The organism is Reyranella sp., assembly GCF_004297405.1.
In the GTDB taxonomy this organism is placed as follows: Bacteria; Pseudomonadota; Alphaproteobacteria; order Reyranellales; family Reyranellaceae; genus Reyranella.
Genome location: NZ_SCVC01000021.1, coordinates 45,326 through 67,332 on the forward strand (window position 1 = coordinate 45,326; position 22,007 = coordinate 67,332).

The 22,007-nt window shown below is 65.6% G+C and carries 23 protein-coding genes; 17 read left to right on the plus strand and 6 right to left on the minus strand.

Annotated features, from left to right (window positions below):
- Positions 1-22 precede the first annotated feature (22 nt).
- Positions 23-832, plus strand: coding sequence for an enoyl-CoA hydratase/isomerase family protein (locus tag EPO50_RS13855; RefSeq protein WP_296344935.1), 810 nt, complete (start codon positions 23-25; stop codon positions 830-832).
- Between the two features lie 16 nt (positions 833-848).
- Here EPO50_RS13855 and coaA read toward each other — a convergent pair whose 3' ends face one another.
- Genes coaA through phaR form a run of 3 tightly spaced genes read right to left on the minus strand, consistent with a single transcriptional unit; the run spans position 849 to position 2,632 of the window.
- Complete coding sequence (coaA, locus tag EPO50_RS13860; RefSeq protein ID WP_296344936.1) at positions 849-1,781, minus strand: type I pantothenate kinase; 933 nt, start codon at positions 1,779-1,781, stop codon at positions 849-851.
- Between the two features lie 10 nt (positions 1,782-1,791).
- Positions 1,792-1,980, minus strand: coding sequence for a DUF1289 domain-containing protein (locus EPO50_RS13865; RefSeq protein ID WP_296344937.1), 189 nt, complete (start codon positions 1,978-1,980; stop codon positions 1,792-1,794).
- 7 nt (positions 1,981-1,987) lie between these two features.
- Positions 1,988-2,632: a polyhydroxyalkanoate synthesis repressor PhaR gene (gene phaR / locus EPO50_RS13870; RefSeq protein WP_296344938.1), complete on the minus strand. Its 645-nt coding sequence runs from the start codon at positions 2,630-2,632 to the stop codon at positions 1,988-1,990.
- Positions 2,633-2,786: 154 nt separating this feature from the next.
- Between phaR and EPO50_RS13875 the strand changes: the two genes are divergently transcribed.
- The 6 genes from EPO50_RS13875 to EPO50_RS13900 all read left to right on the plus strand — a co-directional run bounded on the left by EPO50_RS13875 (position 2,787) and on the right by EPO50_RS13900 (position 9,448).
- On the plus strand, positions 2,787-3,149 hold the full coding sequence (locus EPO50_RS13875) for a hypothetical protein (RefSeq protein ID WP_296344939.1): 363 nt from the start codon (positions 2,787-2,789) through the stop codon (positions 3,147-3,149).
- The gene (locus EPO50_RS13880) at positions 3,067-4,275 is read left to right on the plus strand and encodes an alpha/beta fold hydrolase (RefSeq protein ID WP_296344940.1); all 1,209 of its coding nucleotides are present in this window, start codon (positions 3,067-3,069) and stop codon (positions 4,273-4,275) included. The genes EPO50_RS13875 and EPO50_RS13880 overlap by 83 nt, the downstream gene beginning before the upstream one ends.
- On the plus strand, positions 4,272-5,126 hold the full coding sequence (locus EPO50_RS13885) for a LytTR family DNA-binding domain-containing protein (RefSeq protein WP_296344941.1): 855 nt from the start codon (positions 4,272-4,274) through the stop codon (positions 5,124-5,126). Before EPO50_RS13880 ends, EPO50_RS13885 begins: the two co-directional genes overlap by 4 nt.
- A gap of 124 nt (positions 5,127-5,250) precedes the next feature.
- The gene (locus EPO50_RS13890) at positions 5,251-7,035 is read left to right on the plus strand and encodes an FAD-binding oxidoreductase (protein ID WP_296344943.1); all 1,785 of its coding nucleotides are present in this window, start codon (positions 5,251-5,253) and stop codon (positions 7,033-7,035) included.
- 14 nt (positions 7,036-7,049) lie between these two features.
- The gene (locus EPO50_RS13895; protein ID WP_296344944.1) at positions 7,050-8,270 is read left to right on the plus strand and encodes an acyltransferase family protein; all 1,221 of its coding nucleotides are present in this window, start codon (positions 7,050-7,052) and stop codon (positions 8,268-8,270) included.
- Positions 8,267-9,448: an acetyl-CoA C-acetyltransferase gene (locus tag EPO50_RS13900; RefSeq protein ID WP_296344946.1), complete on the plus strand. Its 1,182-nt coding sequence runs from the start codon at positions 8,267-8,269 to the stop codon at positions 9,446-9,448. Before EPO50_RS13895 ends, EPO50_RS13900 begins: the two co-directional genes overlap by 4 nt.
- 75 nt (positions 9,449-9,523) lie before the next feature.
- On the opposite strand, the gene EPO50_RS13905 is transcribed toward EPO50_RS13900, so the two are convergent.
- Positions 9,524-9,973, minus strand: coding sequence for a hypothetical protein (locus tag EPO50_RS13905; RefSeq protein WP_296344948.1), 450 nt, complete (start codon positions 9,971-9,973; stop codon positions 9,524-9,526).
- A gap of 43 nt (positions 9,974-10,016) precedes the next feature.
- A complete protein-coding gene (locus EPO50_RS13910) occupies positions 10,017-11,219 on the minus strand; it encodes an MFS transporter (RefSeq protein WP_296344950.1) in 1,203 nt (400 codons plus the stop codon).
- Positions 11,220-11,366: 147 nt separating this feature from the next.
- Here EPO50_RS13910 and phbB point away from each other — a divergent pair, with 147 nt between their 5' ends.
- From phbB to EPO50_RS13960, 10 genes are all read left to right on the plus strand, one after another.
- Entirely contained in the window at positions 11,367-12,092 is a 726-nt protein-coding gene (gene phbB, locus EPO50_RS13915; protein ID WP_296344952.1) for an acetoacetyl-CoA reductase, read from the plus strand.
- 69 nt (positions 12,093-12,161) lie between these two features.
- Positions 12,162-12,560: a carboxymuconolactone decarboxylase family protein gene (locus EPO50_RS13920; protein ID WP_296344954.1), complete on the plus strand. Its 399-nt coding sequence runs from the start codon at positions 12,162-12,164 to the stop codon at positions 12,558-12,560.
- Position 12,561: 1 nt separating this feature from the next.
- On the plus strand, positions 12,562-13,377 hold the full coding sequence (locus EPO50_RS13925; protein WP_296344956.1) for a methyltransferase domain-containing protein: 816 nt from the start codon (positions 12,562-12,564) through the stop codon (positions 13,375-13,377).
- Positions 13,374-15,032: a gamma-glutamyltransferase gene (ggt, locus tag EPO50_RS13930; protein ID WP_296344958.1), complete on the plus strand. Its 1,659-nt coding sequence runs from the start codon at positions 13,374-13,376 to the stop codon at positions 15,030-15,032. Before EPO50_RS13925 ends, ggt begins: the two co-directional genes overlap by 4 nt.
- Before the next feature lie 16 nt (positions 15,033-15,048).
- Positions 15,049-16,230: a class I SAM-dependent rRNA methyltransferase gene (locus tag EPO50_RS13935; protein ID WP_296344960.1), complete on the plus strand. Its 1,182-nt coding sequence runs from the start codon at positions 15,049-15,051 to the stop codon at positions 16,228-16,230.
- A gap of 4 nt (positions 16,231-16,234) precedes the next feature.
- Complete coding sequence (locus tag EPO50_RS13940; RefSeq protein WP_296344962.1) at positions 16,235-17,263, plus strand: P1 family peptidase; 1,029 nt, start codon at positions 16,235-16,237, stop codon at positions 17,261-17,263.
- A gap of 52 nt (positions 17,264-17,315) precedes the next feature.
- Positions 17,316-17,471 (plus strand): DUF5993 family protein, encoded by a 156-nt coding sequence (locus EPO50_RS13945; RefSeq protein ID WP_296344964.1) that lies wholly within the window; start codon positions 17,316-17,318, stop codon positions 17,469-17,471.
- 9 nt (positions 17,472-17,480) lie between these two features.
- Positions 17,481-18,044, plus strand: a complete 564-nt coding sequence (locus EPO50_RS13950) for a disulfide bond formation protein B (protein WP_296344965.1) — start codon at positions 17,481-17,483, stop codon at positions 18,042-18,044.
- 24 nt (positions 18,045-18,068) lie between these two features.
- Positions 18,069-18,542, plus strand: coding sequence for an SgcJ/EcaC family oxidoreductase (locus tag EPO50_RS13955; protein ID WP_296344966.1), 474 nt, complete (start codon positions 18,069-18,071; stop codon positions 18,540-18,542).
- Between the two features lie 18 nt (positions 18,543-18,560).
- Positions 18,561-19,769: a patatin-like phospholipase family protein gene (locus tag EPO50_RS13960; RefSeq protein ID WP_296344967.1), complete on the plus strand. Its 1,209-nt coding sequence runs from the start codon at positions 18,561-18,563 to the stop codon at positions 19,767-19,769.
- 3 nt (positions 19,770-19,772) lie between these two features.
- Here the strand turns inward: EPO50_RS13960 and EPO50_RS13965 are convergent, their stop codons facing one another.
- Positions 19,773-21,932, minus strand: a complete 2,160-nt coding sequence (locus tag EPO50_RS13965; RefSeq protein WP_296344969.1) for a cation:proton antiporter — start codon at positions 21,930-21,932, stop codon at positions 19,773-19,775.
- Positions 21,933-22,007 lie beyond the last annotated feature (75 nt).

The window sequence follows — 22,007 nt, forward strand, 5'->3', positions numbered from 1 at the left end:
AATGTTGGAGGGAATGACCGCGATGAGCCGCCAGTTCGTGAAGATCGAGAAGGGTCTGGGTCCGCAGGGCCGCATAGCGGTCGTGCGTTTTGACCGCGGCGACAACATCAATGCAATGAGCCAGCAGGCGATGCGCGAGCTGCGCGACGTGCCGCGCGACTTCGAAGACGATCTCGAAACGTCGGTCGTGATCCTGACCGGTTCGGCCAAAGCGTTCTGTGCCGGCTTCGATCTCAAGGATCCCGAAGGACGCGCGCGCGATGGGTTGTCGGTCGGCGAGCGCATTCACAAGCAGCGGCTCGGCCCCAAGATGTGTCGGGCCTGGCAGGAGATGGACCAGGTCACCATTGCGGCCATCGAAGGCCATTGCGTCGGCGGTGGCGCCGCGCTGGTCGTGTCGCTCGACTTTCGCACCTGCGGCCGCTCCGCCCATTTCCGCATTCCCGAGATCGAGCTCGGGATGAACATGAGCTGGGGCTCGATCCCGCGCATGCTGGCGCTGATGGGCCCGGCCCGCACCAAGCAGGCCGTGATCCTGGCCTCCGACCGGATCGGCGCGGCCGAAGCGCTGGACTGGGGCCTGGTCGAGAAGGTCGTCGATGACGGACAGGCGCTCGCCGCTTCGATGGAGTTCGCCGAACGCATCGCGCGCCAGCCGCCGATCCCGGTGCGCATGACCAAGAGCACGGTGAACCGGCTCGCCCATGCGCTCGACGATCTCGGGGCTCACATGGATGCCGATCAGAACATCCTGACGGGCCTGACCGAAGATTATGTCGAAGGCACCTCGGCCTTCCGCGAGAAGCGCAAGCCGGTCTTCAAGGGGCGGTAGGGAAGAGCGCTCGACCTCAGAGCTGGCGCAGCGACACTTGGCCGATCGAATGGTCGGCGCGCTTGCGCAGGATCACGTCGGCGCGTTCGCGCGTCGGCAGGATGTTCTCGCGCAGGTTCACCTCGTTGATCTCCGCCCAGAGGCGGCGGCCGACCTCGCGTGTCTCTTCCGGCGAGAGATCCTTGTAGTGATGGAAGTAGGAGGCCGGCTTCTGGAAGGCGGTGCGCTGCAGAAACTGGAAGCGAGCGAGATACCAACTCTCAAGATCGGCGATCTCGGCATCGAGATAGATCGAAAAGTCGAAGAAGTCGGAGAGGATCACCGAGGCTGGCCGGCCACCGGCAAGGCCGGGCTGCAAGACGTTCAGACCCTCGAAGATCAGCACGTCGGGCCGGCGCACGGTCTGCCATTCGCCCGGCACGATGTCGTAGGTCTGGAACGAGTAGACCGGTGCACGCACTTCCGCGTGGCCGGCCTTCACGTCGGCCAGGAACTGCACCATCTCGCGGGTGTTGTAGCTCTCCGGGAAACCTTTGCGCCGCATCAGCTTCTCTTCCTCAAGCTGGCGGTTGGGATGCAGGAAGCCGTCGGTCGTGACGAGATCGACCCTTGGATGATCGGGCCACTGCGCCATCAGCGCCCGCAGGACGCGCGCGAAGGTGCTCTTGCCCACGGCCACGCTGCCGGCAATGGCGACGACATAAGTGCGAGAGCCGACCGGCTTGCCGAGAAAGGTGTCCGCCACGCTGTTCAGGTTGCGCGCCGCCCGCACATGCAGATTGAGCAGGCGCGTCAGCGGCAGGTAGATATCGGCGATCTCCTCGAGCGAAACGCTGTCGTTGATGCCGCGCAGCGCGCTCAGTTCGTCGAGGGAGAGCGTGAGGGGCGTGTGGGCGCGCAGCGACGCCCATTCGTCGCGGGCGAATGCCCGATAGGTGTCTGATCGCATGTCTTAAAGTTTAGAGTTTACGGCCCGGAAGCTTGTCGAGGATGGCCTGGCGTTCGGGATCTTCGAGCATCGCCCAGCGGCCGATCTCCTCGATCGTACGCTTGCAGCCGATGCAGAAGCCGCTCTTCTGGTCGAGTTTACAGATGCCGATGCAGGGCGACATGACTCGCCGCGTCATCGATGATGTCGGCACAGCCATGGCGTCGTCAGGGCTTCTTGCCGAGTTCCGCGAGCTGTGCCTGCAACTCGTCGAGCTTACGCTTCAGGTCGTCGATCGCCGTCTCGCCACTGGCCGGCGCCGCGGCGTCGGATTTCGGCGGCTCCTGTCCATTGGCGGCACCCGGCGGTCGGGGCATCGGCTGGCCGTTGGGTCCTGTGCCGAACGGGTTGAACATGCGCATGGCTTGCTCGAACATCGCCATGTTCTGCTTGCCCATCGATTCGAACTGCTGGAACGGGTTGAAGCCGAACGCGTTCTGCATATAGCGCCGCATCTGCTCCTGATTGCGGGCGAACTGCGTCATCGACATTTCGAGGTACTGCGGCACGACGCCTTGCAGGCTGTCGCCGTAGAAAGAGATGAGTTGGCGCAGGAACGGGATCGGCAGCAGCGTCTGCCCGCCCTTGCTCTCTTCCTCGAAGATGATCTGCGTCAACACCGATCGTGTGATGTCGTCACCGGTCTTGGCGTCGTAGACGACGAAGTCAGTCTTGTCCTTCACCATCTGCGACAGGTGATCAAGCGTCACGTATGCCGATGTCGCAGTATTATAGAGACGCCGGTTCGCGTATTTCTTGATGACCACAGGCGCCGGCTTCGGTCCGCCCTCGGGTACTGCCTGATCGGCCATTACGCTTCGCTCCTCTAGCCCCCGCGCGCAGTGAACGCCCGTTTACTTCGGATTGGCCACCTTAGCGCCGATGCCGCAGTGCGACAAGGCGAGCTTTGCGCCTGCGAATACAGCCTTCACACGACGCCGCGATGCGATCGGCTATAGTGCGGCCATGGCTTCTGAAAACGACGACAAGACTGCCGGTCACGGCACCGATACTGGTGCCGACTTCGACAAGTTGGCCCGGCGTTACCTCGATCTTTGGCAGACCCAGCTTGCCGGATTGTCCTCGGACCAGGCGGTGACCGAGCAGATCGCCCGCCTGTTCGCGGCCGCGAACACACAGGTCGCGTCGGCAATGCAAGCGACCCAGGGAGCAGCTCATGCAGGCACGACAGGTTGGCAGCCGACTGGGACCCCGGCCACTGCCGCTGCATCTGGGGACGGCGCTGATGACGTGGGCGAGCTCCGAAAGCGCCTTGAGGCTCTGGAAATCCGGGTCGCTGAGCTCGAATCCCGCCTCTCCCGCGCCTGAAGCCATCGCAGCGCTGCTGCCGGAGATCGCCGCCCTCGAAGCGCGCGCCGGCGCGGGCAAGTTCGAGGAGGCGCTGAGGCGCGAGGTCGGCCGGCGGATGGAGCGGCTGGCCGATGGCGTACTGGCCTATCGCCGCCACCACGTTCACCGCACGCTCGAGAATCCGCCGGCCGCCTGGAGCGAAGGCAACACCCGCCTGCTCGACTATGGCGCCACCCATCGTGCGGCGCGGGTCCGCGGTGCGCGGGCGGTGTTGGTCGTGCCGTCGCTGATCAACCGCTGGGAAGTGCTCGACCTCACGGCGGAGAAGAGCCTGTTGCGTGCCATGGCAGCGCACGGGCTGCGGCCCTATCTGGTCGATTGGGGAACGCCCAATGCCGAGGAACGCCGCTTCGATACGACGGCCTATGTCGCGCGGCTGGAGCGGGCGGTCGCGTTCCTTGCCAAGCGGGCGCGGCGCGCGCCGGCGGTGATGGGCTACTGCATGGGCGGCACGCTCACAGTCGCGCTCGCCGCACGCCAGCCGCGCCGCGTCGCCGGCCTTGCTCTGCTTGCGGCCCCTTGGGATTTCCATGCCGATCGCACCGGCCAGGCCTTTCTCGTTGCCAGCGGTCCGCTGCTGGCCCAGGTGGCCGACAAGGTCGGCGAGTTGCCGGTCGATATCCTGCAGACCTTGTTCTGGTCGCTCGATCCCTGGCTTGCCGTGAAGAAGTTCGGCCGGTTCCTCGGCATGGACCAGCAGGGCGATTCCGCCCGGGAGTTCGTGCTGCTCGAGGATTGGCTGAATGACGGTGCGCCGCTGGCCGGTCCGACGGCGCGCGAATGTCTGGTCGGCTGGTATGGCGAGAACACGCCCGGCGCCGGCAAGTGGGTCGTCAATGGCCGGCGTATCGTGCCATCCAAGATCAACGTGCCATCGCTGGTCATGATCCCGTCGGGCGATCGCATCGTGCCGCCTCTGTCGGCAGCCGCGCTCGCCGATCCTGTGAAGGGGTTGCGCAACACCACGCGGATCGATCTGCCGCTCGGCCATATCGGCATGGTCGTCAGCAGCCGCGCGCGCGATCTCTGCTGGACGCCACTGCTGGAATGGCTCAGCAACATCCCCGCCAAGCAGCGTAGATGACGGCGGAGGAGCGACCCTTCGACTGGCGCGTGCCGGCGGTCTGGACGGCCATCTTCGTCGTATCGATCGTCACGCGGACCTATGTCGGGGTCGCCGATACGGCGTGGCGCGGCCATCCCGTCGCCTTCGGCCGCGTCTTTGCCATTGAAGTGGCCAGCCACATTGTCGTCGGCGCCCTGGTGCCGGTCCTCTACTGGCTGCATCGGCGCTGGCCGATCACGGGCGGGCTGCGCAACGCCGCGATCCACGTTCTGGCTGTCGTCCCCTTCAGCATCGTGCATACGCTCGGCATGGCGGCGCTTCGTCTCCTGTGGTTCAGCGGCATCCTGGGCGAGGCCTATAGCTTTCCGCTGACCTTCGAGCGCCTCGCCTACGAGTTCGCCAAGGATGTGTTTTCCTACGGCATGTTGAGCGGCGGTGTTCTCGGTCTTCGCTATCTGTTCGGGCGGCTGTCGCCGGCGCCCATCCAGGCAGAAGCGCAGCCGGTTGCCGCGCCGCCTGTTGTCGATCCGCGCCTGCCCGAGCGCTTCGCCGTGCGTCGTCGCGGCAAGGAGATCATGGTCGAGGTCGCCGACATCGATTGGGTCGAGGCGTCCGGCAACTACGCCGTCCTCCATGTCGGTGGGGAAACCCTGGAGATCCGGTCCTCCCTTACCAAGCTCGAGGGTGAGCTCGATCCGAAACGGTTCGTGCGCGTCCATAAATCTCACCTGGTTAATGTCGCGCGCATCGTCGAGGTGACGCCCTGGGTTAGTGGCGATTGGCGGATTCGCCTGCAGGATGGCGCCGAGGTGAACCTCAGCCGGCGCTATCGCCAGCGCTTCGAGGCCCTGGTGCCGGTTCGTAGCTGACCGATCGTCCCGGCGCCTTCGCCGGTCATCCCATTCGGCAAGCCGGTCGTCACAATTTCTAGCGATATCAATGGCTTGGAGAGTAAACGGCCAGCGTCCGACCTGATCTTCCTGGAGGCTTGTCATGAACCGACGCCACCTGCTCAAACTCGCTGGAGGGCTGCCGCTGATGTCGACCGCCTATGCTCAAGGGACCCCTTTCCGGCGTAACCGTCCCGGCGATCCGGCTTGGCCGTCGCCGGCGCAATGGGACGCGCTCAAGGCCCGCGTGGCCGGCCAGCTCTCCCAGGTGCAGTCGCCGCTCGATGCCTGCCGTGCCGCCCCCACCGGCCCCGAGTGCGAGACCCTGTTCCAGCGACTGAAGAACCCCTGGTACATCGGCGACACGCCGGGGCTCACCCAGACCAGCGGCTGGGCTGACGCCTGGACATCTTCACCCAGTGCCTACTGCGTCGCTGCCCGCAGCGCCCAGGACGTCGCGGCGGCCGTGAACTTCGCCCGCGAGCACCGCCTGCGCCTCGTCGTGAAGGGTGGTGGGCATAGCTATCAGGGCACCTCCTGCGCGCCCGATTCGCTGCTTGTCTGGACGCGGCACATGAACAGCACGGTCGTGCACGACGCGTTCGTGGCGCAGGGCTGCAACACCCCGCCTCAGCCGGCCCTGTCGGTTGGCGCGGGCGCACTGTGGCTGCATGCCTATGGCGCCGCCGCCAAGGCCGGCCGCTATGTGCAGGGCGGGGGATGCCTCACCGTGGGTGTGGCCGGTCTCATCCAAAGCGGCGGCTTCGGCAGCTTCTCCAAGCGCTTTGGTTTGGCGGCCGCAGGCCTGCTCGAGGCCGAAGTCGTGACGGCCGATGGCGAGGTGCGTATCGCCAATGCCTGTACGAACCCTGATTTGTTCTGGGGATTGAAGGGCGGTGGCGGCGGCAGCCTCGGTGTGGTCACGCGGCTCACCTTGCGCACGCACGACCTGCCGGCAGTCGTCGGCGCCATCTTCGGTGCCGTGAAGGCCAATTCGGATGCCGCGTTCCGGCGGTTGATCGACCGCTTCATGACCTTCTATCGCGAAAGCCTGTTCAACCTGCGCTGGGGTGAACAGGTCCGCTTCCGCCGCGACAATACGATGGCCATCAGCATGGTGTTCGAGGGCCTCGATCGCGATGCCGCGGCAGCGGTATGGCAACCGTTCCTCTCCTGGATCGCAGCTCAAGGCGGCGACTACACGTGGAGCGAGCCGTCGGCCATAGTGGCGCTTCCGGCGAAGTTCTTGTGGGATCCGACGTTCCTGAAACAGAACGCGCCGCACCTGGTCCTGAGCGACGATCGCCCTGGTGCGTCAGCCGACAACATCTTCTGGAGCAGCAACCTCGGCGAGGCAGGCTGGTTCCTGCACGCCTATCAATCGACCTGGATGCCGGCGTCGCTGCTCGACGACCAGCGTCGCGGCCAGCTCGTCGATGCGCTGTTCGCTAGCTCGCGGCATTGGCAGATGTCGCTGCACTTCAACAAAGGCCTGGCGGGAGCGCCGCCCGAAGAGATTGCCGCAGCGCGCGACACGGCGACCAACCCGGCCGCCGTCGAGGCCTTCGCGCTGGCGATCAGTGCCGGCGAAGGGCCGCCGGCCTTTGCAGGCATCGCCGGTCATGAACCCGATCTCGCAAAGGCACGCATCACGGCGCGCGATGTTACCGCCGCCATGGGCGAGTTGCGCAAGCTGGTGCCGGAACCTGGAGCCTACGTTTCGGAGTCCAATTACTTCGAAGCGGACTGGCAGCAGGCTTTCTGGGGTGCCAACTATCCGCGGCTCCGTGCGGTGAAGCAGAAGTACGACCCGAATGGGCTCTTCTTCGTGCATCACGGTGTGGGCAGCGAGGCGTGGAGTGCCGACGGTTTCAGCCGGCGTAGCTGAAGGCGGAGGACATCATGCCCGCCGCTGTTTTCGCCGCCCGGCGCGCTGACCTCGACTGGCTGCGTGTCCTCGCCTTCACTCTCCTCATCTTCTACCACGCCGGCATGGCGTGGTCGGGATGGAGCTGGCACGTGACCAGCACCGACGACATCGCCTGGCTGCGCGAGGTGATGCGCTTCCTCAATCGCTGGCGCATGCCATTGATCTTCGTCGTCTCGGGGGCGGCCATCATGTTGGCGCTGGGTGCACGGACGCCGGGCGCGTTCGTGGTCGATCGCCTCAAGCGCCTGCTGCTGCCGCTGGTCTTCGGCATGCTCGTCCTCGTGCCGCCGCAGGTCTATCTGGAGCGGCTCTATCGCGGGCAGTTCACCGGATCGTTCTTCGAGTGGCTGCCGCATGCGTTCCAGGGTGTCTATCCGAGCGGCAACACGAGTTGGCATCATCTCTGGTTCGTGGCCTACGTCCTGGTGCTCACGCTCGTCCTGCTGCCGTACTTCCTCTGGGCGCGCAGCGCCTCCGGGCAGGCAGCCCAAGGTGCAGCCGGCCGCTTCATCGCGCGCACGGGCCTGCACTGGGCAATGGCGCTTCCGCTTGCAGCAGCGACTCTGTGGCTGGCGCCGATCTCGCACAATACCAACGGCCTGATCGGCGACTGGTATGGCCTCGCTTACTACGGGGCGTTGCTGCTTTACGGCGCGTTCCTGTTCGCCTCGCCGGAACTCCTCGTGGCATTGCAGCGGCAGCGCCGTGTTTCGCTGGCGATTGGAATCGTGGCCTACGCCTGCCTGTACGTGGTGTTCTTTGCCGGGGCGGTCCGGCCGGTCATCGCGCCGGAGCTGCGGCTCGCTTACTCCCTTCTGTCGGCGATCAACACGATGGCCTGGCTGTTCGCCATCCTGGGGTTCGGCCACCGCTACTTCACGCGTCGGCCTGTGTTCCTCGCCGAAGCGACTGAGGCCGTCTTTCCGTTCTATCTGATCCATCAGACCGTCGCGGTGATCGTCGTCTATTGGTTGCTGGCGGCGGGTGCTCCGCCGGTGGCTGGTTTCATCCTGACTGTGCTGGCGACCTTCCTGGGCACCTGGTGTGTTTATGCAGGGCTCGTGCGTCCCTGGAGTTGGGTAAGGCCGCTGTTCGGCATGAAGCCGTTGGGAGTGAGGGAGCAGGGGGCTTTGCCCCGCCCGTACGGCGAGCCTATAAATGTTCCCAGGGCGGCCCCAAGGAGGACTCTATGAGCACTGAAATCGTCATCGCGAGCGCAGCGCGCACGCCTGTTGGTTCGTTCAACGGGGCTTTTGGTTCCGTACCCGCGCACGACCTCGGCAAGGTCGCCATCAAGGGTGCCCTTGAGCGCGCCAAGGTGAAGCCCGAGGAAGTCGACGAAGTCATCATGGGCCAGATCCTGGGGGCCGGTCAGGGCCAGAACCCGGCGCGTCAGGCGGCAGTCAACTCCGGTATCCCGGTCGACAAGACCGCCCTCGGCATCAACCAGCTTTGCGGCTCCGGCCTGCGCGCCGTCGCATTCGGCTGGCAGGCGATCCGCAACGGCGACGCCAACATCATGGTGGTCGGTGGCCAGGAGAGCATGAGCCAGGCGCCGCATGCGGCGCACATGCGCGACGGCACCAAGATGGGCGAGCTCAAGATGGTCGACACCATGCTGAAGGACGGCCTGTGGGATGCCTTCCACGGCTATCACATGGGCAACACCGCCGAGAACGTCGCGCAGAAGTTCCAGATCACGCGTGCCGAGCAGGATGCGTTCGCGGCCTCGTCGCAGAACAAGGCCGAGGCGGCCCAGAAGGCCGGCCGCTTCAAGGACGAGATCGTTCCGGTCACCGTGAAGACCCGCAAGGGCGAAGTGGTGGTCGACACCGACGAGTTCCCCCGTCACGGCACCACCGTCGAGGCGCTGGCCAAGCTGCGTCCCGCTTTCACCAAGGAAGGCGGCTCGGTCACGGCCGGCAATGCCTCGGGCATCAACGATGGTGCGGCGGCGCTGGTGCTGATGAGCGCCGATGAAGCCAAGAAGCGTGGCGTCAAGCCGCTCGCGAAGATCGTGTCTTGGGCGACCACCGGCGTCGATCCGGCGATCATGGGCATCGGCCCCGTCACCGCGTCGCAGGCGGCATTGAAGAAGGCGGGCTGGACCGTGAAGGACCTGGACCTCGTCGAAGCCAACGAAGCGTTTGCGGCGCAGGCCGTTGCGGTCGGCAAGCAGCTCGGCCTCGATCCGGAGAAGCTGAACGTGAACGGCGGCGCCATCGCGCTCGGCCATCCGATCGGTGCGTCGGGCGCCCGCGTGCTGACCACGCTGCTCTATGAGATGCAGAAGCGCGATGCCAAGAAAGGCCTCGCCACGCTCTGCATCGGCGGCGGCATGGGCATCGCCATGTGCGTTCAGCGCGACTGAGATACGATGAAGGCCTCGGCCTAAAACAAAACGCCCGAAGGATATCCTTCGGGCGTTTTCATTTGGTGGTCAGGCTTAGTTACTGATGCCTGTGTAGTAGTTGCTGGGAACCTGCTGACCCTGACGGACGAGGCGACGGCCTTGGTCCCACGAGATCGTCATGAGCTTGGCATTGGTGGTGCCTACCGGCTCTGCGATCAGGAAATACGTCTCACCGGCCGCGACGGTGATGATGAGTTCGGTGCTGTCCTGGCTGCCGTAGGCCCTGAGATCGAGCGGATTCGGCAAGGCATCCAGGCGTATCCAGGTCGAGCCGGCCAGACTGCCGACAGCCTGACGGCCTTCCGAGATCGGGATCGGTGGCGCGTCGGGCGCCGCCGCGCCGCGCACGAGATAGACCGCGGCCATGCCATCCTTCGGCCCGGGAAAGTTCGTCCCGTAGGCCTGCTGGTATGAACTCAAACCGCCTTGCTGACAGGCGGCCACTGACAGAGCCACGACAACGGCGCACAACAACGTCTTCATGCAACGACCTCCGGCCGCAAAGTCCGACGGCCGCGGCTGCGGGTCAAGCGGCAGCCGGCATGACCCGCAAGCGGGCAAGCGGTGACAGCACGATGACGAGGGTGGAGAGCGCAAAGGCCACCGCGATCAGGATCAGGGCACTCTGCAAGCCGGCCTGGGCTGCCACCAGGCCGCCCGCCAGTGCTCCCAAAGGACGCACGCCATAGATGGCAGTCTGCACCGTGGCATTGACGCGACCCATAAGCGGCGTCGGCGTGACCAGCTGGCGTACGGTAGTCTGGCAGATCAGCCACAGGATGGGCCCGAATCCGACTAGGAAGTGGCCGGCGGCCGACAGCAGGAAGCCGTGGCCCGACGGCGCTGTCAGGAAGAGGAGCGCCGCGACCACCGAAACCGCCGGTCCGAAGATCAACGTCGCGAAGGGCGGCAGTTGGCGCGAAGAGATCGGGGCGACCAGGGCGCCCAGGATCATGCCGGCGCCATAGGCCGACTGCGCCAGACCCATATGGGCGGGGTCGAGATGCAGCGGCCCCAGTGCCAGTGGCGCCCAGATGGCAAGCAGGGCGAAGAAGGCGAAGTTCCAGCAGATCGCGCAAAGGCTGATGCCACGCAGCAGCTCATGACGCGCGACGAACTCAGCGCCGGTCCGAATGGCCTGGAAGAGCGAGGGGCGGTTGGCCTGGTTGTTCGGGGCGACGCCTTTTGGCAGGGCGAGTGCGCAGACAAGCGCGAGGGCGGCGCCGAAAGCAGCCAGCGCATAGCCCCAGGTCGGTGACAGGTGCTGGGCGACCAGGCCCGCGACGAACGGTGCGGCCAGGCTCACCACGGCGCGCGTCAGCTCCAGCCGTGCGTTCGAGCGCGGCAGGTCGTCGGCCGGCACGAGACTCGGCAGCAGCGAGACCGATGTCAGGACGAAGACGACCGTGCCGGAGGCGCCGGCGAAGGCGGCCACACCGAGCAGAACGGCAATGCCGGTTGCCGCGGCGATCACCGCGGCGATGGACGCCAGGAGGCCCAGCCCGAGTGCCACGATCAGCAGACGGCGGCGCGGCACGCGATCGACCCAGGCGCCGGCCGGCAACGAGACCAGCAGCCACGCCGCACTTTGGGCAGCCACGAGCAGACCGAGAACATCCGGTCCTGCACCCAGGATGAGAGTGGCCGTAAGGGGCAGCGTCGCCAGGGCGAGTTGGTCGGCTGCGTGGGTTCCGGCGGAGACGCCGAGAAGAGCAGTGAAGGGCTTCATGGTTGCCGTTCTATGACCGGCAACGTGTGGCGCTCTATCCGCTGTCGGACATCAATTCAAACGCCGAGGATATATCGCCGCGTCTGGCTTGCCCGGGATGGGGGAGAACCGGCTAGAGTGTGCTTGCCAACAGCAAGGGAGGAAACAATGGCTGATCGGGTAGCAGTTGTGACGGGCGGAACGCGTGGCATAGGCGCCGCCATCTCCCGGATGCTCAAGGACAAGGGCTACAAGGTCGCTGCCACCTACGCGGGCAACGACGAGGCCGCGAACAAGTTCAAGGCCGAGAGCGGCATCAACGTCTACAAGTTCGACGTCGGTGACTTCGCGGCCTGCCAGTCCGTCATCGGCCAGATCGAGAAGGATCTCGGGCCGGTCGACGTTCTGGTCAACAATGCCGGTATCACGCGCGACTCCACGATGCGCCGCCTGACGCGCGACATGTGGGATGCCGTGATCGATACGAACCTCGGCTCCTGCTTCAACATGTGCAAGGCGGTGTGGGAAGGCATGAACACGCGCGGCTTCGGCCGCATCGTCAATATCGGCTCGATCAACGGCCAGGGTGGCCAGTACGGCCAGGTGAACTATGCCGCGGCGAAGTCTGGTATCCATGGCTTCACCAAGGCACTGGCGCAGGAAGGTGCTTCCAAGGGCATCACTGTGAATGCAATTGCGCCGGGCTACACCGACACCGACATGGTCTCCGCGGTTCCGGCCAATGTGCTGGAGAAGATCGTGGCCAAGATCCCGGTGGGACGTCTCGGCAAGGCCGAGGAGATCGGCCGCGGCGTGATGTTCCTGATCGCCGACGATGCCGGCTTCATCACCGGCTCGACCCTGTCGATCAACGGCGGCCAGCATATGTACTGACAATCGGTGCGAAAGCGCCATGATGGGGCCGGCGCATGCCGGCCCTTTTTATTTGTGGTGGAGCGATCCGTGGCCAAGTTGACCGAATACAAGGACATGAACCCGCGGGCCAAGGCTGTCGTCGAGGGGATCGCGAAAGCGCGCGGCAGCGATCCGGCAAACATCAACAACGTCTGGAAAGCGTTGGCGCGCCATCCCGATACGATGGAGCGCTTCGCCACCGAAATGCGTGAGGTGATGGCGCCGGGCAAGCTCGATGCGCTGACCAAGGAGATGATCTATCTCGCCGTCAGCATCGCCAACCAGTGCGACTATTGCATCAACTCGCACGGCTACATGGCGCGCCAGAAGGGCATGACCGACGAGATGTTCGGCGAGTTCATGGCCGTCGTGCTGGCGGCGCAGAAGGGCAACAAGATCGCGACGGCCTACCGCGTACCCGTCGATGCGGCGTTCGAGGAGAAGTGACATGAACGACGCCAAGTCGATCGACCAGTCGACCAAGTGGGACGCCAATCTCTATCTGAAATTCGCCGACCATCGCACGCGGCCGGCGCTCGACCTGATGAGCCGGCTCGATCCGGCGAACGCTGCGCGTCCAGGACATGCGATCTACGATCTGGGCTGTGGCGCGGGCAATATCTCGCGTGTCCTGGCGGATCGCTTCGCGGGTGCGCCCATCGTCGGCATCGATTCGTCTGAGGACATGCTCGCCAAGGCGCGGGCACAGACGACAGATCCGCGCATCACCTTCGCCAAGGGTGATCTCGCTGCCTTCAAGCCCGATCGGCCGCCCGGCATCCTCTACAGCAACGCCGCCTATCAGTGGCTCGACGGCCATATCGACATGTTTCCGGGCCTGATGAGGCTGCTGCCGTCGGGAGGCCAGCTCGCGATCCAGATGCCGCGCAATCATGAAGCGCCCTCGCACGCGCAGATGAAGACGGCTGCCGAAGCGGGGCCCTGGCGCGACAAGCTCGCCAAGGTGCGCCCCATCGCGCGGGTGCAGGAGCCAGCGGATTACTACGACGTCTTGAAGCCGCTCAGCGCCGAGCTGGAGGTCTGGGAGACGATCTATCAGCAACCGCTCACGGGCAAGGATCCGGTGGCGCAGTACACGTCGTCGACGGGCCTGCGGCCCTATCTCGAATTGCTGCAGGAACCGGAGCGCTCGGCCTTCTACGAAACCTATGCCGGCCTGACCGCCAAGGCCTATCCGACACGAGCCGACGGCATCACGATCTTTCCGTTCCGGCGGCTCTTCATCGTGGCGCGTCGCGCGTGAAGTCTATTCGTCTGCTGGGCGCCGTCCTGCTTCTGCTGCTGGCGGCTTGCCGCGCCTCGGCGAGCTTTGCGGCACCGCAGACGATGGTGGCGGCGGCGCATCCGTTGGCGGTCGATGCCGGACTGGAAGTGCTGCGACGCGGCGGCTCGGCCGTCGATGCGGCGATTGCCGTCCAGATGGTCCTGGGCGTCGTCGAGCCGCACGCATCGGGCATCGGTGGCGGCGGCTTCCTCTTGCACTACGACGCCAGCACACAGGCCATCACCGTCTACGACGGCCGCGAGACGGCGCCAGCGGGCGCCAACCCTTCGATGTTCCTCGATGCCGACGGCAAGCCGCTCGGCTTTCGCGAGGCCATCGCCTCCGGCATGTCGGTGGGTGTTCCCGGTCTCTTGGCGATGCTGGAGCTTGCCCATAAGGAGCGCGGCAAGCTCGCCTGGTCCGACCTGTTTGTGCCGGCGATCGCGGTGGCGCGCGATGGGTTTGCAATACCACCTCGGCTCGCCGCCTGGCTCGCGCGCATTCCATCTTTGCGCGAAGAGCCGGCCATTCGCGCGATCTATTTCAATGCCGACGGATCGCCCAAGAAGCTCGGCGAGCGCATCGCCAATCCCGAGCTTGCCAAAACGATGCGCCTGGTCGCCGAGCAGGGACCGCGCGCGTTCTATCAGGGCGCGATGGCCGCCGAGATGGTCGAGCGGGTGCAGAGCCATCGCCGGCCCGGAACCCTCTCCACGACCGATCTAGCGGACTATCGTCCTATCAAGCGTGAGGCGGTGTGTGGTCCCTATCGCGTCTGGACGATCTGCAGCATGCCGCCTCCCTCGTCCGGTGGCATCGCGATCCTGCAGATCCTGGGCCTGCTCGAGCCGTTCGAGATCTGGCACGACAAGCCCACCGACCTGCGCGCGCTCCACCTCATTGCCGAGGCGAGCCGGCTCGCCTTCGCCGATCGCGATCGCTATGTCGGCGATCCAGCCTTCGTCGATGTGCCGGTCGCCGGCATGCTGTCGTCGGCCTATCTCGCCGAACGCCGCAAGCTGATGTCGCCCGACCGTAGCATGGGCAAGGTCGCGGCCGGTGTGCCGCCGGGCTATGTCGAGCGCGGCACCAGCCACATCAGCATTGTCGATCGCTGGGGCAATGCCGCCAGCTTTACGACCACCATCGAGGCGCCGTTCGGGGCACAGATCATGGTGCGCGGCGTCCTGCTGAACAACGAACTCACCGACTTCTCGCCGCGGCCCGAGCTGAACGGCAAGCCGGTCGCCAACCGCGTGCAGCCCGGCAAGCGGCCGCGCTCGTCGATGTCGCCGACCTTCGTTCTCGACCGCGACGGCAAGCTGGTGGCGGCCCTTGGCTCGGCCGGCGGTTCGCGCATCATCGGTGACACTTTGCAGGCCGCGGTCGGATTGCTCGACTGGAACCTGTCGCCACAGGCTGCCCTGGCCCTGCCGCGGGTGCTCAACCTGAACGGCGCCACCGAGCTGGAGGAGGGGACCGCCGCGGCGACCCAGGCCGACGCCTTGCGCGCGCTGGGCCATGAAGTACAAGTCCGCCCTCACGAAGGTGGACTCTCCGCCATCCGCCGCACGGCGGAGGGCTGGGAAGGGGCCGCGGACCCGCGGCGCGATGGCGTCGCCAAAGGCGAATAGGCGGAGAACGATCAAAGTGGCCAAGAAGCTCCCTACCGTATTGCTGCGGTCCGGCGAGGATCGTCGCGTCCGCGCCGGCCATCCCTGGGCCTTCTCGAACGAAATCTTCATGGACGCCGAGACCAAGGCGCTGCCACCGGGTTCGCTCGCCACCCTGCGGGCGCCGGGCGGCGAGGCGCTGGGACTGGTCACCTTCAATCCGCATTCGCTGATCGCTGCCCGGGTGCTCAGTTCCAATCCTGAAGCCACCGTCGATGCGCTGTTCATTGGCCGGCGGCTGGCACAGGCTGCGGCGCTGCGCGACCGGCTGGTGGGCGTTCCCTACTATCGCCTGATCCATGCCGAGGCCGACGGCCTGCCCGGCCTGATCGTCGATCGCTTCGGCGATGCCTTCGTCGTGCAGGTGAACAGCGCCGGCATGGAGGCGCTGACGCCGATCCTGCTCGAAGCGCTCGAGGCCGAGTTCTCGCCCAAGACGATCATCCTCAAGAACGACTCGCCGGTGCGCGAGCTCGAAGGCCTGAAGCGCGAAGTCGTGGCAGCGAAAGGCGAGGCGGGAAGCGTCGAACTCATCGAGAACGATGCGCGGTTCGTCGCCGATTTGTCGGGCGGTCAGAAGACCGGCTGGTTCTACGACCAACGCGACAACAGGCGCTTCATGGCGGGTCTCGCCAAGGACGCACGCGTCATCGATGTCTACAGCTACTCCGGCGGTTTCGGCGTGCTGGCGGCACACCAAGGGGCCAAGTCGGTGATCTGTCTCGACCGGTCGCAACCCGCGCTCGACGCGGCGCGACAGGCGGCAACGCTGAACGGCGTCGACAAGATCGTGGGCTTCGAGAAGGCGGAAGCCTTCGAGGCACTGGAGAAGCAGAAGAGCCGCGGCTTCGATGTCGTGATCTGCGATCCGCCGGCCTTCGTGAAGAGCCGCAAGGATCTCAAGATCGGCGCACAGGGCTATCGCAAGCTGGTGCGGCTGGCGGCGCCGCTGGTCGCCAAGGGCGGCTTCTTCTTCGTCGCGTCCTGCTCGCATCTCGTCGATCCGCCGCTGTTCGCCGAACAGGTGCGTCGCGGCCTGCGCGATGCCGAGCGCAGCGGCCGCATCCTGCGCAGCTCGGGCGCGGCGCTCGATCATCCGGTGCATCCGGGCTTGCCCGAGACGGCCTATCTCAAGGCGATGGTCCTGCAGCTCGACTGATCTGATGCTGCGCCACGGCCCCCGCAACCTGATCACCGACGTCGACGGCATTCTGGTCGGCAATGCCGAGGACCAGCGGCTGCGGTCGGGCGTCAGCGTCGTTCTCTGTGAGACGCCTGCGATGGCGTCGGTCGACGTGCGCGGCGGGGCACCGGGCACACGCGAAACCGACCTGCTCGATCCCTCATGCAGGGTCGACCGGGTCGATGCGATCTGCCTCTCCGGCGGATCGGCCTATGGGCTTTCCTCGGCTGATGGCGTGATGCGCTGGCTGCGCGAGCGTGGCCGCGGGCTGGCTGTCGCTGATGTCGTGGTGCCCATCGTGCCGACGGCGATCCTGTTCGATCTGTTGAACGGCGGCGACAAGCACTGGGACTGGCCGCCCTATCGCGATCTCGGTTACGACGCTACCGGCCGGGCGACGCGGGACTTCGCGCTCGGCAATGCCGGTGCCGGGCTTGGCGCCAAGGCCGGGAACCTCAAGGGCGGCCTCGGCAGCGCCTCGGCGGTCGATCCGGCGAGCGGCCTTCAGGTTGGCGCCCTCGTGGCCGTCAATGCCCGCGGCTACACGACCATGGGCGACATGGCGCAGTTCTGGGCCTGGCCGCTGGAGCAGGGCAGGGAATTCGGTGGCCTGCCGCCGCCGACACGCGGCCTTGGTCTCGCGGTGTCGCACGACCGCGCCGATCTCACCCACGATCCAGCCGATGTTGCCCGCAGCGATCCCCGCGCCAACACGACCATCGCTGTCGTCGCAACCAATGCGCGGCTGGACAAGGCGTCGGCCAAGCGGCTGGCGGTCATGGCGCAGGATGGGCTGGTACGCGCGATCCGCCCCGTGCATACGCCGCAGGACGGCGACACGGTCTTTGCCATCGCGACCGGCCGGCACGATCTCGGTGACGATGCGCTGGCGCTGGCCGAACTCGGCACTCTGGCCGCGGACTGTCTCGCCCGCGCCGTGGCACGCGGTGTTTACAATGCCGAGACACTCGGCGCGGCCCGCAGCTGGCGAGACCTGTTCGAGCGCTGATCTGTTGGCGTTGGCCGTTCCCCGCCCTACCATGCGGTGGGGGAGAGGCGTCATGGCCGGTCTGATTTTTCTATTAGCGGGCGTTTCGATGATGGTCGCGTGCGCGGGTTATCGCGGCGTGGCGATTGCCTTGTTCGGCGTTTCATCCGTTGCGGCCGTGCTGTGGTTCGATCACCACATGACCGATCCGCTGACTCTGGCTTTCTAGGCTGCCGCGATGAATGTGCTCGCAAATCTGGGCAATGCCGCTGCCGCGATCGGCATCGCGGCCATCCTGCTCGTGGCCTTTGGCCTGCAATTCTGGTTCGGTGAGCTTCCCTGTCCCCTCTGCAACCTGCAGCGGGTCGCCTGGGTCCTGTGCGGGTTCGGTTTCGTCCTCAACCTGCGGTTCGGCGTTCAGCCCTTGCATTATGGGCTCTCGTTGCTTGGCGCCCTGTTCGGCGCGGCCGTCTCGGGTCGCCAGGTGCTGCTGCACATTGTTCCCGGCAGTGGCACCTATGGTTCGCCGGTCCTCGGCTTGCACCTCTACACATGGGGCTTTCTGCTGTTCGTGGCCGTCATTGCCGGGATCGCCGTGCTGATGATCCTGGGAGGCCGGCCGGATCACGATCGTGACGGTCGTCACGCTGATCTGCGTTTTAGCGGTATCCGTCGATTCGCTGCCTATTTCCTCGTCGCGATGGCGCTGGCGAATGCCGTCAGCAGCTTCGCCCTGTGTGGCCCGATCGAGTGTCCGGACAGCCCGACGAGCTACTGGATCTCGACCTATCTGCGCTTCTAACCATCAGCCCGGAGAACCACCGTCATGCCCTCCCGCCGCGCCTTCGTCGTTGCCGCAGCGCTCGTTGCCGTCTCCTCCGGTGCAGCGGCACAGGGCTCTGCAGACCCTGCACAACTGGTGGCCGTCATGGAGCGCTACGCCGCCGCGCTGCGGTCGGGCAATGTGGAAGCACTGGTCGCACTTTACACTCCGAACGGCGTGTTCATGCGCGAGAACATGCCGGCCGCCGTGGGACGCGACGCCCTGAGGGCCGCTTACGAGGAGGTCTTCGCCGCGCTCAAGGTCGACCTCGCCTTCTCGATCCAGGAAACCGAAGTGGTAGGCGACATCGCCTGGCTGCGTTCGACCTCGAAAGGCAAGGTCAAGGTACTGTCGTCAGGTGCTGAGACAACCAATTCGTTCGATGAACTCGTCGTTTTTCGCCGCGAGCAGGGCGGCTGGAAGATTCGCAGCTACATGTACGGCTCGAACCAACCCGGCCCGCAGCCCTCGAAATAGGTCAGGGGAGATTTCACCATGATACGATATCTATCGCTGCTGGCCGTGATGGCCACGGTATTCACCGCTGGCTGCTCGATCCCGCCGCGTGAGCCGGCTGTGCCTCGTGCCGATACCACGCGCGCCCAGCCGCTCGGCCTGCCGAATGTGCGCTTCTTTGCCGATGGCGATCCCAAGCCGATGATCGAAGAAGGCATGAACGCGGTTCGGCGGGAGGTTGCGACGTTACAGGCCGAAGGCAAGCCGATAAGGCCCTTACCGCCGGCATACTTTCTGGCCGTTTCCGGTGGCGGCGACAACGGCGCCTTCGGCGCCGGCCTGATCAACGGCTGGACGGAACTCGGCACCAGGCCGCAGTTCAAGATGGTGACCGGCGTCAGCACCGGTGCGCTGATCGCCCCGTTTGCGTTCCTCGGATCGGCCTACGATGTGCAATTGCGTGAAGTCTACACGACCATGACGCCGGACAAGGTCTACGTCGCCCGTGGCCTGGCGGCAGCCCTGTTCAACGACGCCATGGCCGATACCTCGCCGCTGGCTGGCGTCATTGCCAAGTATGCCAACCAGTCGCTTTTGGATGCTATTGCCGCGGAGTATCGCAAGGGTCGGCTGCTGATGATCGGCACGACCGATCTCGATGCGCAGCGGCCGGTGATCTGGAACATCGGCGCCATTGCCGCCAGTGGCCATCCGGGTTCGCTCGATCTCGTACGTAAGATCCTGCGTGCTTCGGCGGCTATTCCGGGTGCCTTCGAGCCGGTGATGATCGACGTCGAGGTCGACGGCAAGAAATACCAGGAGATGCATGTCGATGGCGGCGCCATCGCTCAGCTCTTCCTCTATCCGCCGTCCATCGACGTTGCCGGCTCGGGGCTCAAGCGCGAGCGGCATGCCTACATCATTCGCAACGCCCGTCTCGATCCCGACTACGCAATGGCCGAACGCCGCACCATCACCATCGCCGGCCGTGCCATCAACACAATGCTGGCCGCGAGTGGCTACAACGACGTGATTCGCACCTACTTCGTCACGAAGCGGGACGGCGTCGACTACAACCTGGCCTATATGGGCTCGGACTTCGAACATCCCAAGAAGGGGGAGTTCGACCAAGCCTATATGCAGGCGCTCTTCGCTTACGGTCGCGACCAGATCCTGTCGGGCCGCGCCTGGCACAAGGTGCCGCCGGGCCTCAGCCAGCCGGCCGGCGTGCCGCCGCGCGCGATGTGATCGTCAGCGCGCGATCAGCAGCACGGGGCTGCGCAGCGCCTCGATCAAGGCGACGCTGCGGGCACTCAGGAACCTGGTATTGCCGGTCCGCAGCGAGGTGCCGATAACGACGAGGTCATGACGTCCCCGGCGAGCCGCACGGCGTATCTCGGTGTCCGGCTGGCTGTTCGTTTCGGTCAGGCCCTTGACCGACACGCCGCTGCGTTTGCCCAGTCGTCGAGCGTCTACCAGCAGGGAAAGGCCCAGCCGCCGGGCACGGCCACGCAGGAGCATCGTGTCGTCATTCGGATCGAAGACGTGCAGCACGGTCAGCGTGCCCCGGCTGCCACCGGCGAGCGCCAACGCGACCTCGGTGGCAAGGCGGGCCTCCGGGCTGCCGCCTGTGGGCACCAGAATGTCGAGAGGCTTGCCGACGTTCGAGAAGGCCCGGTTGCCATTCACCAGAATCGCCGTCGGTCCGTCGAAGGTGGATACCAGTCGCTGAAGCTGATCCTGGAACTTCGGCGCCTGTGAGGAGATTGGCTCTTCGATGCCAACGAAGGCGATGCTGTAGCCCTTGGCGACTTCCTTTTCGAGACCGTCTTCGGCCGTGAGCACGCGCGTCTGGACGAACTGCTCGGCGGGCAGTTTCGGGGCTGCAGGCGCGTCCGGAGGGGCTGCGGGCTGACCATCTTCCAGTGCTGATCGTATCGCGTTGATCAGTCGGTCCTTGGCTGGGGGCGTCGTTACGGCTGCGTCCGCCCGCGGCGGCTCCAGCACCGTCGTCAGAACCCGCTGGCGGCCGGCGAAAACGCCGGCCAGCGTCGTTGCCCACTGACCGTTGGCGCTGTCGTCGGCCAGGACCAGGGCGCGCTCCATCTTCGGGACGGCCTGGTTCTCCTCGGCATCTTCTTTGTCGAGCCGCTTTGCCTCCTCGTCGCGCAGCGGCACGCGCGCCATCATCCAGCGCAAGGTCGGCGGCATGATCATGGTCGTGACTACGGCCATGGCGACGATCATCGTGTAGAGCTGGTTGCTGAGGGCACCCATCGACAGGCCGATGGTCGCGATGATGACCTCGGTCGAGCCGCGGGCGTTGAGGCCGGTGGCCAGCGCCAGCGATTCGAGGCCGGTCAGCCCGCCCAGCTTGCCGCCGACCAGGGCTCCCAGAAACTTGCCGATACTCGCCACGGCAATGATGGCCAGCGTGAACAGCAGCAGGGTCGGATCGAACAGGGTGCGCAGATCCATGCCAAGACCGGCGACCGCGAAGAACACCGGGCTGAAGAAGGCGATGATGAAGCCGCGCAGCTCGTCCTCGATATGCTCCGTCAGGATGGGCGACTGGCCGATCAGCATGCCGGCCATGAAGGCGCCGAGCGCGGTATGAACGCCGATCAGCTCGGTGGTCAGCGCCATGGAAAGCGTGATCACCAGGATGGCGCTGATGACCGGCATTTCGATCCGGAGATTGTCGTTGCACCACAGGATGACGTACGCGACGGCGCGCCGCCCGATCGTCAGGCTGGCCATCAGGAAAAGCGCGGTCAGGGCGAGACTGGTGCCGACGTCGGCCAGACTCACGGCACCCGAGGCGGCGATGCCCGAGATGACGGCGATGATCACCCAGGCCAGCGTGTCGTCGAGGATGGCGGTGGCGAGGATGAGCTGGCCGAGGTCGCGCCGTATGGCGCCGATCTCCATCAGCACCATGGCGACGATCTTCACCGAGGAGATCGAGAGCGCCGTACCGAGAAAGAGCGCGGTGACCAGCCGTGCCGCGGGGTTGGGGATCAGTTCGGTAGGCAGTGCATAGGCCAGCGCCGCGCCGCAAGCGAATGGGATCGCGATACCCATCAACGACGTCGAGATCACCGCCCGGCGTTTGCGGTTCACCAGCGCCAGGTTGGTTTCCATGCCCGTCAGCAGCAGCAGAAGCAGAATGCCGATCTGCGATACGGCATCGATCATGCTTTTCAGGGCGGGCGTGTTGGGAAAGATGACCTGCCGCACTTCCGGCAGGAGGGCGCCGAACACCGAGGGGCCGAGCAGCACGCCGGCCAGGAGCTGACCGAAGATGGCGGGCTGACCGATCCGGGTCATTCCCTCGCCGATCAAACGCCCGAAAAACAACAATAGGATCAGCTCGGCCACGAAGATTGCCGTCGTGTGTTCTACTGCCAAGCCATTCCCCATCAGATGCCGATCGCGTCGTGTATCGCATGGATGGACGGATGACACGACTCGTGCTGACCTTGC

Bases quoted from the DNA above. Each gene is read 5' to 3' on its own strand.
- EPO50_RS13945 (WP_296344964.1), top strand. From the start codon at position 17,316: ATGGCCGGTCTGATTTTTCTATTAGCGGGCGTTTCGATGATGGTCGCG.
- EPO50_RS13890 (WP_296344943.1), top strand. From the start codon at position 5,251: ATGAACCGACGCCACCTGCTCAAACTCGCTGGAGGGCTGCCGCTGATG.
- EPO50_RS13880 (WP_296344940.1), top strand. From the start codon at position 3,067: ATGACGTGGGCGAGCTCCGAAAGCGCCTTGAGGCTCTGGAAATCCGGG.
- EPO50_RS13875 (WP_296344939.1), top strand. From the start codon at position 2,787: ATGGCTTCTGAAAACGACGACAAGACTGCCGGTCACGGCACCGATACT.
- EPO50_RS13895 (WP_296344944.1), top strand. From the start codon at position 7,050: ATGCCCGCCGCTGTTTTCGCCGCCCGGCGCGCTGACCTCGACTGGCTG.
- EPO50_RS13925 (WP_296344956.1), top strand. From the start codon at position 12,562: ATGAACGACGCCAAGTCGATCGACCAGTCGACCAAGTGGGACGCCAAT.
- EPO50_RS13900 (WP_296344946.1), top strand. From the start codon at position 8,267: ATGAGCACTGAAATCGTCATCGCGAGCGCAGCGCGCACGCCTGTTGGT.
- EPO50_RS13910 (WP_296344950.1), bottom strand. From the start codon at position 11,219: ATGAAGCCCTTCACTGCTCTTCTCGGCGTCTCCGCCGGAACCCACGCA.
- EPO50_RS13940 (WP_296344962.1), top strand. From the start codon at position 16,235: ATGCTGCGCCACGGCCCCCGCAACCTGATCACCGACGTCGACGGCATT.
- phaR (WP_296344938.1), bottom strand. From the start codon at position 2,632: ATGGCCGATCAGGCAGTACCCGAGGGCGGACCGAAGCCGGCGCCTGTG.
- EPO50_RS13960 (WP_296344967.1), top strand. From the start codon at position 18,561: ATGATACGATATCTATCGCTGCTGGCCGTGATGGCCACGGTATTCACC.
- coaA (WP_296344936.1), bottom strand. From the start codon at position 1,781: ATGCGATCAGACACCTATCGGGCATTCGCCCGCGACGAATGGGCGTCG.
- EPO50_RS13885 (WP_296344941.1), top strand. From the start codon at position 4,272: ATGACGGCGGAGGAGCGACCCTTCGACTGGCGCGTGCCGGCGGTCTGG.
- EPO50_RS13955 (WP_296344966.1), top strand. From the start codon at position 18,069: ATGCCCTCCCGCCGCGCCTTCGTCGTTGCCGCAGCGCTCGTTGCCGTC.
- EPO50_RS13905 (WP_296344948.1), bottom strand. From the start codon at position 9,973: ATGAAGACGTTGTTGTGCGCCGTTGTCGTGGCTCTGTCAGTGGCCGCC.
- phbB (WP_296344952.1), top strand. From the start codon at position 11,367: ATGGCTGATCGGGTAGCAGTTGTGACGGGCGGAACGCGTGGCATAGGC.
- EPO50_RS13950 (WP_296344965.1), top strand. From the start codon at position 17,481: ATGAATGTGCTCGCAAATCTGGGCAATGCCGCTGCCGCGATCGGCATC.
- EPO50_RS13865 (WP_296344937.1), bottom strand. From the start codon at position 1,980: ATGGCTGTGCCGACATCATCGATGACGCGGCGAGTCATGTCGCCCTGC.
- EPO50_RS13855 (WP_296344935.1), top strand. From the start codon at position 23: ATGAGCCGCCAGTTCGTGAAGATCGAGAAGGGTCTGGGTCCGCAGGGC.